Origin of the sequence: Kitasatospora sp. NPDC048194 (genome assembly GCF_043202455.1) — a bacterium.
Lineage (GTDB): Bacteria > Actinomycetota > Actinomycetes > Streptomycetales > Streptomycetaceae > Kitasatospora.
In genome coordinates this window covers 1-15,187 of the sequence record NZ_JBIDAK010000030.1, presented here as the reverse complement: position 1 = coordinate 15,187, position 15,187 = coordinate 1, and the positions used below count along the sequence as shown (strand labels likewise).

Sequence of the window (15,187 nt, the reverse complement as noted above, 5' to 3'; positions counted from 1 at the left end):
GTTCACCCAGGAGAAGGAGAGCACAGCAGATGCAGCAAGCGCCCGGGACGGCGGAGAACCCGCAGCCCTCGCCCGCCGAAGACGACGGCGTTCCCGTCTTCCAGCTGATCGACCCCGGGCTGGTCCAGGACCAGTACGGGTTCTTCGCCGATCTGCGCGCCAAGTCGCGCGTGTGGTGGGCCGAACTGCCGGACGGCACACGCTGGCTGGTCCCCACCCGCTACGAGGACATCCGCCTGGCCCACCTCGACCCCCTCCTGCGCCAGAAGCCGGACCCGGAGGACGACCCGGTCACCGATGAGGAGGGCGGCATCTGGCGCATCTACAACGAGCACCCCGTGGTGTCCGACCCGCCGAAGCACACCCGCCTGCGCAAGCTCCTCAGCGGGGCCTTCACCGCCCGCCAGACCGAACGCCTGCGCCCGCGCGTGGAAGAGACCGTGGAAGAACTCCTGGACGGCCTCGCCCGACAGGCTGCCGACGGCGCTCCGGTGGACCTCATGGAGGGCCTCGCGTGGCCGCTTCCGCTGGTCCTGATCTGCGAGTTGCTCGGCGTCCCGGAGGAGCGCCGCGACGTCTTCCACGACTGGTCCCGCAACGCCCGCGACTTCACCGGAGGCGCTACCCACGAGGGCCGCGAGGACATCGCCTACCGCATCATCGACGTCATCAAGGACCTCATCGAGGAACGGCGCACCACCCCCACCGACGACCTGCTCGGCCAGATGGTGCAGGCCCGCGATGCCGACGAGGGCAAGCTCAGCGAGATGGAGCTCATCTCCACCGCCTTCATCGTCCTGCTCGCCGGCTTCGAGACCAGCGTCGGCCTGATCGGCAACGGCGTGAACGCGCTGCTCCTCAACCCCGCGCAGCGGGCCCTGGTCGAGAACGACCCCACGCTCGTCCCCGGGGCCGTCGAGGAGTTCCTCCGCTTCGACCCGTCGCTCTTCCTCACCAACGTCCGCATCGCCGGAGGACCCACCACCGTCGCGGGCGTCGACATCCGCAAGGGCCAGCCGGTCCTGCTCTCGCTCGGCGCCGCCAACCGCGACCCCGAGCAGTTCCCCGACCCGGACGAGCTGGATGTCACCCGCAACGCCACCGGACACCTCGCCTTCGGCTACGGCATCCACCACTGCATGGGCGCGCCGCTCGCCCGCATGGAGGCGGCCGTCGCCATCGGCCGACTCCTCCAGCGCTTCCCCGACATGCGCCACGCCGAGGGCCCGGACGTGCCCTACATCCCCAACCCCATCGCCCGCACGCCGCTGAAGCTGCTGGTGCACCTGAACTGACGACCGGCACGGGCCGGGCCGCCACCGCGCGATGCGCGGGCGGCCCGGCCCTCACCGCCGCACCTGGGCGCCCGGGTGGGCTGCCCGGTGGCTCAGCCATGCGGCGGCCGGCGCACCCCGCCGTGCCTCGGCGCGCCGGTGAGGGCCGACCCGCTCCCTCGGGATCCCGTCGAGCAGGACGTCACGCGGCGCCGGATCCGCCGGCGCCGTCCCGCCCGGGCGGACAGGCCGGGCACCCGGCGGTCGTCCGGTGGTATTCCCAGGTGGCGGCGCCGAGCGCGGGGCCCCACAGCATCCAGCTCGCGTAGAACGTCAACGGGACCCACGGACGCAACCCGAAGTCGTCGGTGGGCTTCCGCGGGCCGAAGTAGTGCCGCACCCCCGACATGAACGCCGCCGGACCCACCTGGGCCAGCAGAGCCGTACTGAAGCAGGCCGGCCCCAGCACCAGCACGCGTGGCACGCGGGAGCCGCCGACGGCCGGGACCCATCGTGGGAAGACCCGCCCCCAGGGCCGTACCAGCGCCAGCGACAGCACGGACCCGACCAGCGCCGGCACCACGGGCACCCAGCCGCCGCGGATGCCGTGGATCAGCTCGGGCCGGGTGATCCCGAGGTCGCTGCCGCACTCCCATGCGAGCTTGACGACCGGATAGGGCAGGGACAGCGCGACCGCCGCGTAGCCGCTCCACGCCGGCGCCCGCAGGCGGCCGTCCGGCGCCGGGCGTCCGCACCCTGCACAGGTCTCCGCTCCGTGTGCCGCGTTCCGCGTGACGGCCGAGGCCGTCAGAGCGGCCGAACCGAGCGCCAGGAAACGGACCGCGAAACGACCCGCGTCGCCGTCGGGAGCCTCCGGGGCCGCCGGGCCGATCGCGCGGCGGAAGACCGCCCCCAACACGTCGAAGAGCACGGGGCTGCCGCCCTGGGCGAGTCCCACGGCGGCGCCGAGCGCCCCGAGCTCGGCGATCCGGCGCCGGTGCCGGGAAGCCACCGGGTCCGGCACCAGAGCCGCACCGAGCGCCAGCGCCCCGACGACGGACGCACCGCGCACCAGCCGCTCGCCCGGATGACGGACGGCCCCGCCACCACGGCGGCGGGCGAGCGTGCTCGCCAGGAGCGTCGCGGCGCAACCGGCCACCGCCAGCGCCGTCCGGGCCCGCGGCCGTCCCCGACGGTGCCCTGCGGATCGGGGACCGGGGACGCCGCCGGCCCAATCGCTCGTCGCCATGCCAACTCCCCGCCCGTGCCACCTGAGTCCCGTGCACCCTAGGAGTCCGCGGGGCCGGCGCGGAAGTCCGCTTCGAAGATTCGAAAGCTGCACGGCCCGGCACCCCGGGCCGGCACCGGGTGACGCGCACTCAATTATTCGAAGCGGCCTCGGCCCGCCGCGCTCGGGCGGGCCAGGATGGTGCAGCCCGTCGAGTGCCGCGGCCCCGCCGGGTATCCCGCAGCCCGCACGAAACGGCGGAGAACATGCCCGACATGACCGACGCGCTGCTCGCCGGCGCCACCCCTGACCTGTCCGATCCCCGCCGGTACACCGAGGACGGAATCGAGGAGGTCTGGAGCACGCTCCGCAGGACCCGGCCGGTCTTCCTGACCCGGCGCCCCAGGTCCACCGACTTCTGGTCCGTCCTGAGCCATGACCTGGCGACACAGGTCCTCAAGGACAGCGCCACCTTCTCGTCCACCGGCGGGATGCGGCTCGACGCCGACCCGGTGGCCAACGCGGCCGCCGCCGGGAAGATGCTCATCGTCACCGACCCGCCTCGGCACGGCGGAATCCGCCGGGTCATCAACTCCGCTTTCACCCCGCGGATGGTGAAGCGGCTGACCGACAACATCCGGCTGACCGCCGGCCAGGTGATCGACGCCGCGCTCGATCAGGGCGACGTCGACTTCACCCAGGTCGCCGCGCGCCTCCCGGTGTCGGTCATCGCCGACATGCTCGGTGTGCCCAGGGCGGACTGGGACTTCATGCTGAAGCTCACCATGATCGCTTTCGGCGCCGACGAAGCGGCCGACACGGACCGGAACTCCGTCGCCGAGGCGCACACCGAACTCCTGGTCTACTACGACGACCTGTTGCGCCAGCGACGGCGCGACCCCCAGGACGACATCGTCAGCGCCCTGGCGCACGGCCTGGTGGACGGCGAACCCCTCACGGACGAGGAGATCCTGCTCAACTGCAACGGGCTCATCTCCGGCGGCAACGAGACGACCCGCCACGCCACCGTCGGCGGGCTGCTCGCGTTCATCCGGCACCCGGAGCAGTGGGACCTGCTGCGGACGGATCCCGGTCTGATCCCCTCCGCCGTGCAGGAGATCCTGCGGTTCACCAGTCCCGCCCTGCACGTCCTGCGCACGGCACGGCAGGAGGCGGTCCTCGACGGCCAGGTGATCCGTCCCGGCGACCAGGTCGCGGTGTGGCTGCCGGCGGCCAACCGGGACGAAGCCGTGTTCACGGAGCCCGACCACTTCGACATCACCCGCTCCCCCAACCGGCACCTGGCCTTCGCCCAGGGCACCCACTTCTGCCTCGGATCGGCCTTGGCCACCAGCGAACTCTCCATCTTCTTCGAAGAGTTCACATCCCGCGTGGCCACCGCCACGCTCCGGGGCGCGCCGAAGCGAATGGAATCCAACCTGATCTGGGGCTTCACCTCGATGCCGCTCACCCTGACCAGGCGCAGCGCACCCTGATCCGCCACCGGGCCGACCCCACGATCCGCCCCCTCCCCCTCGAGAGGGAGGCGGATGCTCCGATCGACGGATGTGACCGGCGCGGCTGACGGCGAGGCTTGACGCGCATATGCATTCCGAACGTACGGAGGTCACGGTGGCTGTTCCTACGAGCTCGAAGGTAGGAGGCTCCCGGCCACGGACCACGAGCCCGGGGCGGATGTCGTGGAGGCGGCGCTGGCCCAGCTGGGCACCCACGGCAGCCGCCGCATGGGCCGGGCTCTACGCCGCCGTCGAGGTCGCCTGGGCGATGACGGGCACCACCGTGCAATGGAAGGAACACGCCGCGTATGCCCCCGGGGTCCAGCTCCTCCTCGCGGCCCTCGCCCTCCTGGCCGGCGGTGCCTGCCTGGCCACCACCCGGAGGCTCGCCAAGCCCGGCCGGGTCGCCGTGGCGGCGGCGCTCGTCGTGGCGCTCCCGGTACTCCTCGTGGGGATGACCGGCCTGCCGCTCTACTTCGTGACACTGGTGACGTTCTCCGGGGTCGAGAGCGCCACCGGCTTGGCCCAGGTGCTGCTGAACACGATCGGGGCAGGGCTCCTGCTGCTCGTGGGCCTGTCGCACCGCCGGCTGCAGCGCGGCGACTGCCCGCGCTGCGGCAGGCCGCACGACGGAGCCGGCGACGGTCCGCTGGCCCACCCGGCCGCCTCCAGGGCCACGAGGCGGACCCGCGTCACGGTGTACCTGCTCATGTGCGGACTCCTGCCGTGGGCGGGGCTCAAGAGCATCTGGACGCTCGGCGGCGACGCGCTCGGCGTCTCGGCCGACGACTGGCAGAAAGCAGCGAGCGCCGGCGCGTCCGGGACGGCGAAGGCGACCGCGTCGGCGGGGATCGACATCACCGTGCTGGCCGCGATGCTCGGGGTCTTCCTGCTGCTGGGGCTGCTCTACGTGTGGGGACAGGTGTTCCCCCGCTGGACGCTGTTCCTGTCCGGACGGCGCGTCCCGCGCATGCTGCCGTTGGTCCCTGCCTGGCTGACCGGCATCCCGCTGGCGATGTACGGGGTCGTGCTCAACGTTCTGGCCGCGCTCATCGCCATCGGCGTGGTGCCCGCGTTCAAACCGATCGGGCCGTTCACCACCACGTCGCAGATGACGTGGATGGTCGAGTTCGGTGGCCTGGCGTTCGGCGGCCTGGGCATCGGCCTCATCGTGGCCGCCCGCTCCTACGCCGCCCGCACCCGCCCCATCTGCGCCAGCGCCCTGGAAGCGCGACCCGAGTAGCCGCCCTCCCCGGGAGGGCGACTGCGCTTCCCGGGGAAGGCGGGGTGCAGGCGCAGACCACCCACCGGAACGCGGGCCCCGTCGCCCCACCGCCGAGCAGGACGTCGCTCCCCGCCGGGCCACGACCCCGCCGCAGGGGCCTCTCACCAAGGAGGGACCGTGCCCACGACCCGACGGTGCCGCCTGCTCGGCTTCGTCGCGCTCCTCCTCCTGGCGGCTCTGGTCACCCCGGCACTGTTCGACGGAACCGCCAGGGCGGACACCACATCTGCGTCGAAGCAGCTGTTCCTGCACGTCATCGGCCACCACCCCGTGTACCGGGTGGTCATCAACCTGCGGACTTCGCTCTCGCACCGGCCGGCCTGATCTCGGCCCGCTCGGGGTGCCCGGGGCCTGGTTCGGACCGGACCGGCACCGGACCGTACGCTACGGGCGCTGCGGCCGGTCCGCCCCCGGGAGAGCGACCCCCACCGGCTCGGGCCGGACCCGCCGGAGGGCCGGTCCCACCGATGGGACCAACCTCCTCGGCTGTCGCTCCGGCCGCCGGGGACGGGCGGCGGACAGCGGCTAGAAGCGTTCGCAGTCCGCGAGGGGCGCGTCGAGGACGCCCTCGCGGGCGATGATGTAGCCGAGGTGGCCGCGGCTTCGGCTGCCGAGGAGTTCGCTGGCCTTCTGGATGTGGCTGGAGACGGTGCGGGTGCTCATGCCGAGGCGGGAGGCGATGGCCTCGTCGGTGTAGCCGTTGACCATCAGCCGCAGGACGTTCTGCCGGGTGCGGTCGGTGAGCAGCGGCGGGCGGTGGTGGCCCTCGAGGTAGGTGACCGGCTCGGCGCGGTCCCACATCAGTTCGTAGATCTTGATCAGGTACTCGACCAGCGGCGGCAGTTCGATGAGCATCGCGGCGGCCTCGCGGTCGGCCCCGGCCGGGATGAAGACGGTCGAGCGGTCGCAGATGATCATCCGGTCGAAGACCTCGTTCAGGGTGCGCACCTGGGCGCCGCGGGCCGTCACCTGCTCGATGTAGGCGAGCGTCGGACCGTGCGAGCGCACGGTGTGCTGGTAGAGGGTGCGTTGGCGGACCCCGCGGTCGGCCAGGGCGAGGTCGCGCGGCAGCGCGTCGGCCAGGTGGTCGGCGCTGCGGCCGCCGCCGGGCTGGGCGGTGCGCAGTTCCTCGGCGCAGGCGGCGACGGCCTTCTCCAGCGCCGGGTTGATCTCCTCGCCGGCCAGCAGGCGGATCGGTAACCGGGCCTGCCGCATGACGTCCTGGTAGGCGTGGTCGGCGGCGGCGAAGGCGGTGCGCACCTCGGCGATCCGCTCCTGCTGGGCCAGTACGGCGAGTTCGAGCGGCCGGGTCAGGCAGGTGAGGGCGAGGTCGGGCGGCACGGCCGCCAGCCGGTGGTCGGATCCGGGCAGGACGCGCAGCAGGCCCATGGCGAGCAGGCACTCGGGTGCCTGCCCGTCGGCGCCGCCCTCGGCGAGCGCCGTCCGGTAGAACTCGAGGCCGGTGTCACAGAGTTGGGGTGTACCCATTTCGGTGCTGCTGTCCTGGGATCTGCACATCTGCACGTCCTTCCGGCTTCGGCATTGCGAATTCACGAATGCCCGGACCGGCAACAGCCGGACCTCCGAAAGGGCAGGATGGAGTCACCTGCCGACCGGACGCATCCCCCCCGGGCCACGACTGCCGAGAGTGTACGCCCAATGGGCGCGGAATTCAGCGGTCCCGGCGGAGGCGGACCGCGCCCGGAGGCGGGGGCCGACAGCGGCGGCGAGCGCGACCGTATCCAGCCGCGGTAACGGGCGGATGGACGCCGCATTTCACCTGTCGGGCCGTCAGGGCGGCTCGGACGGACGGCCGGCGGACGACCGCGCACGGATCGCCCGGCGGATCGCCCGGCGAATTGCCCCGACGGGCCGCCCCACGGACCGCCCCCACGGACCGCTCGACGGACGGAGGCCCCCTTGTTGCGAGCTGATCCCGACCCTCCGCGCTCCCCGGTGGACCCGGCCGGACTGGTGGACCCGGCCGAGCTGGTGGACCAGCGACTGGTGCGGCAGCTGGCGGAGGCCGCCGCCGCGCAGGTCGGCTCCGGGGCGGTCCGGCTGCTGGGTGACGGCGGGCTGCTCCAGGCGCTCGCCAAGCAGCTGATCGAGCGCGCCCTGGAGGTCGAGTTCCAGGAGCACCTGCACGGCCCGCGCGGCCTCGACGGGGGCCCCGCGGCCGCCGCCGCGGACGCCTCCGCGGCCGCCACCGAGGACGCCCCTGCCGACACCCGCGACGCCGACGCCACGGACCGCCCCGGGGCCCCGGCCCGCGCCGACACCCGCACGGATGCCGGTACGGACCCCCGCACGGACGCGCGTACGGACCCCCGCACGGAAGCCCCCGCCGGCACGCCCGGCCGGGCCCGCCCGGGCACCCGGACCGACGCCGCGGCCCGCGCCGAGGTGAACGCCCGCAACGGGGCCCGCTCCAGACGACTGCTCACCGAGGTCGGGCCGGTGGAGGTGCGGGTGCCCCGGGACCGGGACGGCAGCTTCGCCCCCCGGACCGTGCGTCCCCGGGCCCGCCGGCTGCCCGGCCTGGACCGGCTGGTCGTCTCGCTCACCGCGCGCGGCCTGAGCTCCGGCGAGCTGGTGGCGCACCTGGCCGAGGTGTACGGCGTGGAGCTCAGCCGGGAGACCGTCTCGGCCATCACCGACCAGGTCCTCGACGAGCTGGCCGAGCGGCGCGGCTGCCCGCTCGATCCGGTCTACCCGGTGGTGTTCCTGGATTCGGTGCGCAGCGGCCGGTCCGGCGGCCCGCTGGTGCACCTGGCGCTCGGCATCTCCACCGACGGCCGGCGGGAGGTGCTGGGCCTGTGGCCCGCCGCGGACGGGGAGCAGTGGCCGCAGGTGCTGGCCGGGCTGGCCGAGCGCGGCGTGCGCGAGGTGTGGGTGCTGGTCGGCGACGCCGGGGCCGGCCTGGCGGAGGCGGCGGCCGCGCGGTGGCCGCGCACCGTGGTGCACACCTCGGTGGCCCACCTGCTGCACGCCGCCCTGCGGCACGCGCCCGGCGAGGACTGGGGTGCGCTGGCGCGGACGCTGCACGAGATCTGCACGGCGCCCACCGAGTCCGCGGCGCTGGAGCGGCTGGGCCGGGCCGAGCGGGAGTGGGGACCGGGCCACCGCGAGGTGTTCCGGGTCTGGCAGGCGGCCTGGCCGGTGCTCGCACCCGGCTTCCGCTTCGGCCCCGAGGCCCGGCGGCTGCTCGCGGGCGGCGGCGTGCTGGAGCGGTTGCACGCCCGGCTGCGCCGGATCGAGCAGGCCGCGGGGCGGGTGCGGGACGAGCGGGCCGCGCTCAAGCGCGTCTACCTGGCGACGCTCGCGCTGGAGTCGGGCGCCGGGGCGGGGCGGCCGTGGACCGGGGACTGGCCCGCCGTCCGGGAGGAGCTGCGCCGGGGTTCGCGCCCGCGCGCCGCGGTTCCGGCGCCCGCACGGAGGGCCCACCACTGAGCGGAGGACCACCCACCACTGATCTGACAGAACCAGGTGATCTTTTCATCGGTTCTGTCTGTTTTTGGCACCGTATGTTCACGGTTCCGGTTCCCGCAATGCGTGATCCCGATCACGGCGAGAGCTTCCACGCCAGATTGGCCCTCGGCAGGATGAATTTCAGCGAGGAGGGCAGACCGCCCGCCTCAGGAAGAGGAATTCACGATGACGAATCTTGCCGTTCACATTCACAAGATGCTCGGGATTCTCGCCATTGTGCTGGTCGCCGGCATCGGCCTCCAGAGCCACGCCGGAGCGCACTCCTCCCCCGCCGTCGCAACGCCCCTGGCGATGGCCGGGGACGACTCCGGCTGGGGTCCGTGACCCGCATCCGGCCCCGACCGCACGCGGAACTCCGATGGGCTTCGACAAAGGCGCTCCGGTGAACTCCCGGAACCGCGCCGCGGCGTAATTCCCCCCTCCTCGCAATTCTCCGAACAGAGAGGAAACCGACGATGGCGAACCCGTTCGAGGACCCCGAGGCCGACTACCTCGTCCTGGTCAACGACGAGGGCCAGCACTCGCTCTGGCCGGTCTTCAGCCCGGTCCCCGACGGCTGGCAGCAGGTCCACGGCCCCGCCGGCCGGCAGGACTGCCTCGACTACGTCGAGCAGCACTGGCAGGACCTGCGGCCGAAGAGCCTGATCGCCCACCTGGCCGGCCACTGACCCCGCGGGGCCCGTCCCGACGGCGCACACCACGGCGACGCCCGAGCTCCACCGAGCTCCATAGAGCTCCACCGAGCTCCAACAGCTTCACCGAGCCGGCCACGCGCCCGCCCCGGGACGACCGCCCCCGGGCGGCCTTCGGGAGGACAACCCCGAAGGCCGCCCCGAAGACCGCCCAGCACGCACGCCAGCCAGCCACCCTGCCCCCGTCACGGCGGGGCCCGCCGTACGAGGGAGAGAGTGCAGATGTCCGGGGACCAGCAGACGCACAGAGCCGACCGGCGGCCCGGGCCGGCCGAGGTGCTGTGCCGCCTGTTCGCCGAGGTGCTCGGCCGGGAGTCGGTCGACCCCTCGGCGGGCTTCTTCGACCTCGGCGGCGACCGGCCTGCCGCCGACCGGCTGCTGGCCCGGGTGCACGCCGAACTCGGCTTCCGCGCACCGCTGTCGATCCTGCTGGACACCCCCACCCCGGCCGGCCTGGCCGCTCGGCTGGCCGAGGGCGCACCGACCCAGCCGGCCACCGGCCCGGCCCAGCACGCACCGGCCCAACACGCACCGGCCCCGGCCGCACGGGCTCAGCACGCACCCGTCCAGCACACGCCCGCCTGCAAAGCATGCGAAGCACCGGCCCAGGACGCACCGTCCGCCCCCCGCCCGTACCCCACCCTCACCGAGCTGGTCGACGCCCAGGTCGCCCGCACCCCCGCGGCGCCCGCGCTGTACGCCGGGGACACCACCCTCCGCTACGCCGAACTCGACGCCCGCGCCAACCGCCTGGCCCGGGTGCTCGCCGCCCGCGGCCTGGGCGCCGAGGACGTCGTCGCCCTGGCCCTGCCCAAGTCCGCGGAGGCCGTCGCCGCGATCCTCGCCGTGGCCAAGACCGGCGCCGCCTGGCTGCCCGCCGACCCGGCCTACCCGGCCGAGCGGCTGCGCCACATGCTCACCGACTCCCGCGCCGCCCTGGTGCTCACCACCTCCGGCGCCGCCGCGGGGCTCCCGGAGACCGGCGCGCCCCGGCTGCTGCTCGACTCCGCCGAGCACCTCGCCGAGCTGGCCGACCAGCCCGACGGCCCGTTCGCCGCCGCCGAGCGGGTGCGGCCGCTGAGCGCCGCGAACACCGCCTACGTGATCTACACCTCCGGCTCCACCGGCGTGCCCAAGGGGGTGGCCGTCACCCACACCGGGCTGGCCGGCATGGTCGCCACCCAGGTCGCCGCCACCGGCGTCGGGCCCGGCAGCCGGGTGCTCCAGGCCGCCTCGCTGAGCTTCGACGTCTCCGTCTCCGACCTCGCGGTGGCCCTCACCACCGGCGCCGCCCTGGTGCTGCCCGGCGAGCAGAGCCAGCTGGTCGGCGAGCCGCTCGCCGAGCTGATCGACCGGTACGGCGTCACCCACGCCGACGTCGCCACCGCGATGGCGGCGACCCTGCCGGACGTCCCGCTGCCCTCGCTGCGCACCCTGATCGGCGGCGGCGAGGCCGTGCCCCGCGAGCTGGCCGCCCGACTCGGCCGCGGGCGGCGGATGTTCAACAGCTACGGCCCGACCGAGACCACCGTCATCGTCACCATGAGCGAGCCGCTCACCGGCGAGGAGCAGCCGCCGATCGGCCACCCCTGCCGGGACGTGCGGATCCACCTGCTGGACGAGCGGCTGCGCCCGGTCGCGCCCGGCGCCGTCGGCGAACTGTACGTCTCCGGCCCGTACCTGGCCCGCGGCTACCTCGGGCGGCCCGGCCTGACCGCCGAACGCTTCACCGCCTGCCCGTTCGGCGACCCGGGCACCCGCATGTACCGCACCGGCGACCTCGCCCGGCAACGGCCGGACGGCCAGCTGGAGTTCCACGGCCGCGCCGACGACCAGGTGAAGATCCGCGGCTTCCGGGTCGAGCTCGGCGAGATCGAGCAGACCCTCTCCGCCCACCCCGGGGTCCGCCAGGCCGTCGTCGTGGTCCGCGAGGACCGCCCGGGCGAGCGCCGGCTGATCGGGTACACCGTCGGCCCCGCCGACCCGGCCGAGCTGCGCGCCCACTGCGCCGAACGGCTGCCCGACCACATGGTGCCCGCCGTCGTGGTGCTCGACCGGCTGCCGCTCACCCCCAACGGCAAGGTGGACAAGCGCGCCCTGCCCGCGCCCGCCCGCAGCACCGCCGAGGACGGCGGCCGCGCCCCCGCGGGGGAGACGGAACACGCCCTCGCCCGGCTGTTCGCCGACGTGCTGGGACTGCCCCGGGTCGGCGTCGCGGAGTCCTTCTTCGAGCTCGGCGGCGACTCCATCGTGGCCATCCAGCTGGTCTCCAGGGCCCGGCACGCCGGACTGCAGCTCACCCCCCGCGAGGTGTTCGACGCCCCGACCGTGGAGGCGCTGGCCCGGATCGCCCGCCCGCTGGACGGACCGGTCGCCGCCGAGCCCGCCGGGGCCGGCCTCGGCGAGGTGCCGGCCACACCGATCGTGCACTGGCTGTCCGCCCAGCACGGCGCGGTCGCGAGCTTCTACCAGTCCACCCTGATCCCCCTCCCCGCCGGCACCCGGCCCGAGCACCTCACCACCGCGCTGCAGGCCCTGCTCGACCACCACGACGCCCTCCGCGCCCGCACCTCCCCGCTCGCCGAGCGGCCCTGGACCCTGCACGTCCCCGCCCCCGGCACCGTCCCCGCCGCGGCCGCGCTGCGGCAGCTCGCCGGGCCGGCCACCGGGCAGGCGCTGCGCGCCGCGACCGAGGCCGCGCGCGACCGGCTCTCGCCCGAGGACGGCCGGATGCTGCAGGCCGTCCACTTCGACGGCGGGCCGCACCTGCCCCCGCAGCTGCTCCTGGTCATCCACCACCTGGTCGTCGACGGCGTCACCTGGCGCATCCTGGAGGAGGACCTGCTCGCCGCGCTCGCCGCCGCCCGGGAGGGCCGCGAGCCGGTGCTGCCGCCGGTGCCCACCTCGTTCCGCCGCTGGGCCCAGCGGCTCACCGCCGAAGCCCTGACCGACCGCCGGGCCGCCGAACTCCCGCTCTGGGAAGCCGCCCTGGCCACCCCGGACCCCCTGCTCGGCGACCGCCCGCTCGACCCCGCGAGGGACACCTACGCCACCGGCGGCACGCTACGGCTCGTGCTGCCCGCCGAGACCACCCGGACGCTGCTCACCCGGGTCACCGCCGCCTACCACGCCCAGGTCAACGACGTCCTGCTGACGGCGCTGGCGCTCGCCCTCGGCCACTGGCGCGCCGAAGCCCCCGCCGGGCCGGACGGCGCCGTGCTGGTGACCGCGGAGGGCCACGGCCGCGAGGAGATCGTCGACGGCGTCGACCTGCACCGCACCGCCGGGTGGTTCACCTCCGTCTACCCCGTCCGGCTCGCCCCCGGCGCCCTGCCCTGGTCCGAGGTCACCGCCGCCGGGCCCGCGCTCGGCCGCGCCCTCGGCCGGGTCAAGGAACAGCTGCGCGCCGTACCGGACAACGGCATCGGCTACGGGCTGCTGCGCCACCTCAACCCGGACACCGCCGCCGTGCTCTCCCGGTACGCCGAGCCGCAGGTCGAGTTCAACTACCTGGGCCGCTTCCAGCCCGACGGCGTCACCGCCGAGGACGTGCTCGCCGGGGCCGAGGCGATGACCGAGGGCGCCGCGCCCGATCTCGCCCTCGGCCGGGTGCTCGGCCTGGACGCCACCACCGTCGACACCCCGCAGGGCCCGCTGCTGGTCGCCCAGTGGTCCTGGGCCGCCGACCTGCTCGGCGAGGAGCGGGTCCGCGCCCTCGCCGAGGACTGGTTCACCGCGCTGCGCGCGCTGGCCGAGCACGCCGCGCACCCGGACGCCGGCGGACACACGCCGTCCGACTTCCCGCTCGTCGCCGTCGACCAGGCCGAGCTCGACCGCCTCACCGAACTCCACGCCCCCGCAGGGCTGCTGGACCTGTGGCCCACCTCACCGCTGCAGGAGGGCATGGCCTTCCACGCCGCGTACGACACCGACGGCGCCGACGTCTACACCTCCGTCTGCACCTTCGACATCACCGGGCCCGTCGACGCCGACCGGTTGCGCACCGCCGCCGAGGACCTCCTGCTGCGCCACCCCAACCTCAAGGCCGGCTTCCACCAGCGGCCCGACGGCCCGCCCGTGCAGGCCGTCCCGCAGAGCGTCGACCTGCCCTTCGCCGTCCTCGACCTGACGGCGCACGCCGACCCGGAGGCCGAGGCCGAGCGGATCGCCGCCGCCGAGTACGGCCGCCGCTTCGACCTCGCCCGCCCGCCGCTGCTGCGCTACACCCTGCTCACCCTCGGACCCGACCGCCACCGGCTGATCGCCGCCGCGCACCACATCCTGTTGGACGGCTGGTCCACCCCGCTGTTCGCCGAGGAGCTGTGGGCCCTCTACTTCCGGCAGCCACTGCCCCCGGCCACCCCGTACCGCGCGTACCTGAGCCGACTCGCCGCCCGTGACGGCGCCGCCGCCCGCGCCGCCTGGGCGCGGGCGCTCGACGGAGTTGACGAACCCACCCTGCTCGCCCCGGACCGCTCCACCGCCGCCCCCCGGCTGCCGCTGCGCCTGACCACCGGCCTCACTCCGGCCGCGACCGAGGCGCTGACCCGCACCGCCCGTCGCTACGGCGTCACCCTCAACACCCTCGTCCAGGCCGCCTGGGGCGTCCTGCTGGCCCGGCTCACCGGCCGCGACGACGTGCTTTTCGGCACCACCGTCTCCGGCCGCCCGCACGACCTGCCGGGCGTGGAGCGGATGGTCGGCCTGCTGATCAACACCGTGCCGGTGCGGGTCACCCTCGACCCCGCCGAGAGCTGGGGGCAACTGCTGCTGCGCCTGCAGCACGAGCAGTCCGCGCTGCTGGACCACCAGCACCTCAGCCTCACCGAGATCCAGCAACTCACTGGCCTGAACAGCCTGTTCGACACCGTCACGGTGTACGGCAACTACCCGGACCCGTCCGTCCTGAACGGTGCCGACCCGAACGGCGCCACCCGCGTCACCCTGGTCGAGGACGTCGACAGCGCCCACTACCCGCTGCTGCTGGCCCTGACCCCGGGCGACGGCCTCCAACTGCGCCTGGACCACCAGCCCGACGCCTTCGGCCCCGCCGAGGCCCGCACCCTGCTGGACCGCTTCCTCGCCCTGCTCGACCGGATCGCCACCGACCCGGCCGAACTCATCGGCGGAGTCGAGGTGCTGACGGGCGCGGAGCGGGAGCGGCTGTTGGCGGACGGGAGGGGCCCGGTGGCGGCGCTGCCGGGGGGCGGGCTGCCCGCGGTGTTCGAGGCCCAGGCCGCCACGACTCCCGACGCCGTCGCCCTGGTGGCGGTGGACGGCGAGCTGACGTATGCCGAACTCAACGCGCGCGCCAACGGTCTGGCGCGTCGGCTGGTCACGGCCGGCGTGGGCATGGAGACGCCCGTCGCCCTGCTCATGGACCGCTCGGCCGCGCTCGTGGTGGCGATCCTGGCCGTCCTCAAGGCCGGCGGCACCTACGTGCCCCTGGACGACGCCCAGCCCGACGAGCGCCTACGGGCCGTCCTCACGGACGCCGGCGCCCGGCTCGCGCTCACCGACCCCGGACACCAGGACCACCCGGCCCTCGAAGGCCTCAGGACCCTGCCGGTCGGCGACGACACCGCCGACAACCTCGAACTGTTCGTTCGCGCCGACCAGTTGGCGTACGTGATGCACACCTCCGGCTCCACCGGCACCCCCAAGGGCATCGGCATCACCCACCGCTCGGTCATCGACCT

At 74.6% G+C, this 15,187-nt stretch carries 10 protein-coding genes; 8 read left to right on the top strand and 2 right to left on the bottom strand.

Annotated features, from left to right (window positions below):
• Positions 1-29 precede the first annotated feature (29 nt).
• Entirely contained in the window at positions 30-1,295 is a 1,266-nt protein-coding gene (locus ACGF07_RS28265) for a cytochrome P450 (protein ID WP_350740767.1), read from the top strand.
• A 181-nt stretch (positions 1,296-1,476) separates the two neighbouring features.
• On the opposite strand, the gene ACGF07_RS28260 is transcribed toward ACGF07_RS28265, so the two are convergent.
• A complete protein-coding gene (locus ACGF07_RS28260; protein ID WP_392903206.1) occupies positions 1,477-2,523 on the bottom strand; it encodes a hypothetical protein in 1,047 nt (348 codons plus the stop codon).
• Positions 2,524-2,777: 254 nt separating this feature from the next.
• On the opposite strand from ACGF07_RS28260, the gene ACGF07_RS28255 reads away from it, so the two are divergent.
• The 3 genes from ACGF07_RS28255 to ACGF07_RS28245 all read left to right on the top strand — a co-directional run bounded on the left by ACGF07_RS28255 (position 2,778) and on the right by ACGF07_RS28245 (position 5,628).
• Positions 2,778-3,998: a cytochrome P450 gene (locus ACGF07_RS28255; protein ID WP_350740772.1), complete on the top strand. Its 1,221-nt coding sequence runs from the start codon at positions 2,778-2,780 to the stop codon at positions 3,996-3,998.
• 199 nt (positions 3,999-4,197) lie between these two features.
• Entirely contained in the window at positions 4,198-5,262 is a 1,065-nt protein-coding gene (locus tag ACGF07_RS28250; RefSeq protein ID WP_350740774.1) for a hypothetical protein, read from the top strand.
• A gap of 159 nt (positions 5,263-5,421) precedes the next feature.
• Positions 5,422-5,628 (top strand): hypothetical protein, encoded by a 207-nt coding sequence (locus tag ACGF07_RS28245; protein WP_350740776.1) that lies wholly within the window; start codon positions 5,422-5,424, stop codon positions 5,626-5,628.
• A 201-nt stretch (positions 5,629-5,829) separates the two neighbouring features.
• Here ACGF07_RS28245 and ACGF07_RS28240 read toward each other — a convergent pair whose 3' ends face one another.
• On the bottom strand, positions 5,830-6,822 hold the full coding sequence (locus ACGF07_RS28240; RefSeq protein ID WP_392903202.1) for a LuxR C-terminal-related transcriptional regulator: 993 nt from the start codon (positions 6,820-6,822) through the stop codon (positions 5,830-5,832).
• Positions 6,823-7,224: 402 nt separating this feature from the next.
• On the opposite strand from ACGF07_RS28240, the gene ACGF07_RS28235 reads away from it, so the two are divergent.
• The 4 genes from ACGF07_RS28235 to ACGF07_RS28220 form a co-directional block, all read left to right on the top strand.
• Positions 7,225-8,757, top strand: coding sequence for an IS256 family transposase (locus ACGF07_RS28235; protein ID WP_392903199.1), 1,533 nt, complete (start codon positions 7,225-7,227; stop codon positions 8,755-8,757).
• A 204-nt stretch (positions 8,758-8,961) separates the two neighbouring features.
• Positions 8,962-9,120, top strand: coding sequence for a hypothetical protein (locus tag ACGF07_RS28230; RefSeq protein WP_350748462.1), 159 nt, complete (start codon positions 8,962-8,964; stop codon positions 9,118-9,120).
• A gap of 131 nt (positions 9,121-9,251) precedes the next feature.
• Complete coding sequence (locus ACGF07_RS28225; protein ID WP_350748465.1) at positions 9,252-9,464, top strand: MbtH family protein; 213 nt, start codon at positions 9,252-9,254, stop codon at positions 9,462-9,464.
• Between the two features lie 246 nt (positions 9,465-9,710).
• Positions 9,711-15,187 (top strand): amino acid adenylation domain-containing protein (locus tag ACGF07_RS28220; RefSeq protein ID WP_392903197.1); only part of this gene is annotated, 5,477 nt, incomplete at its 3' end.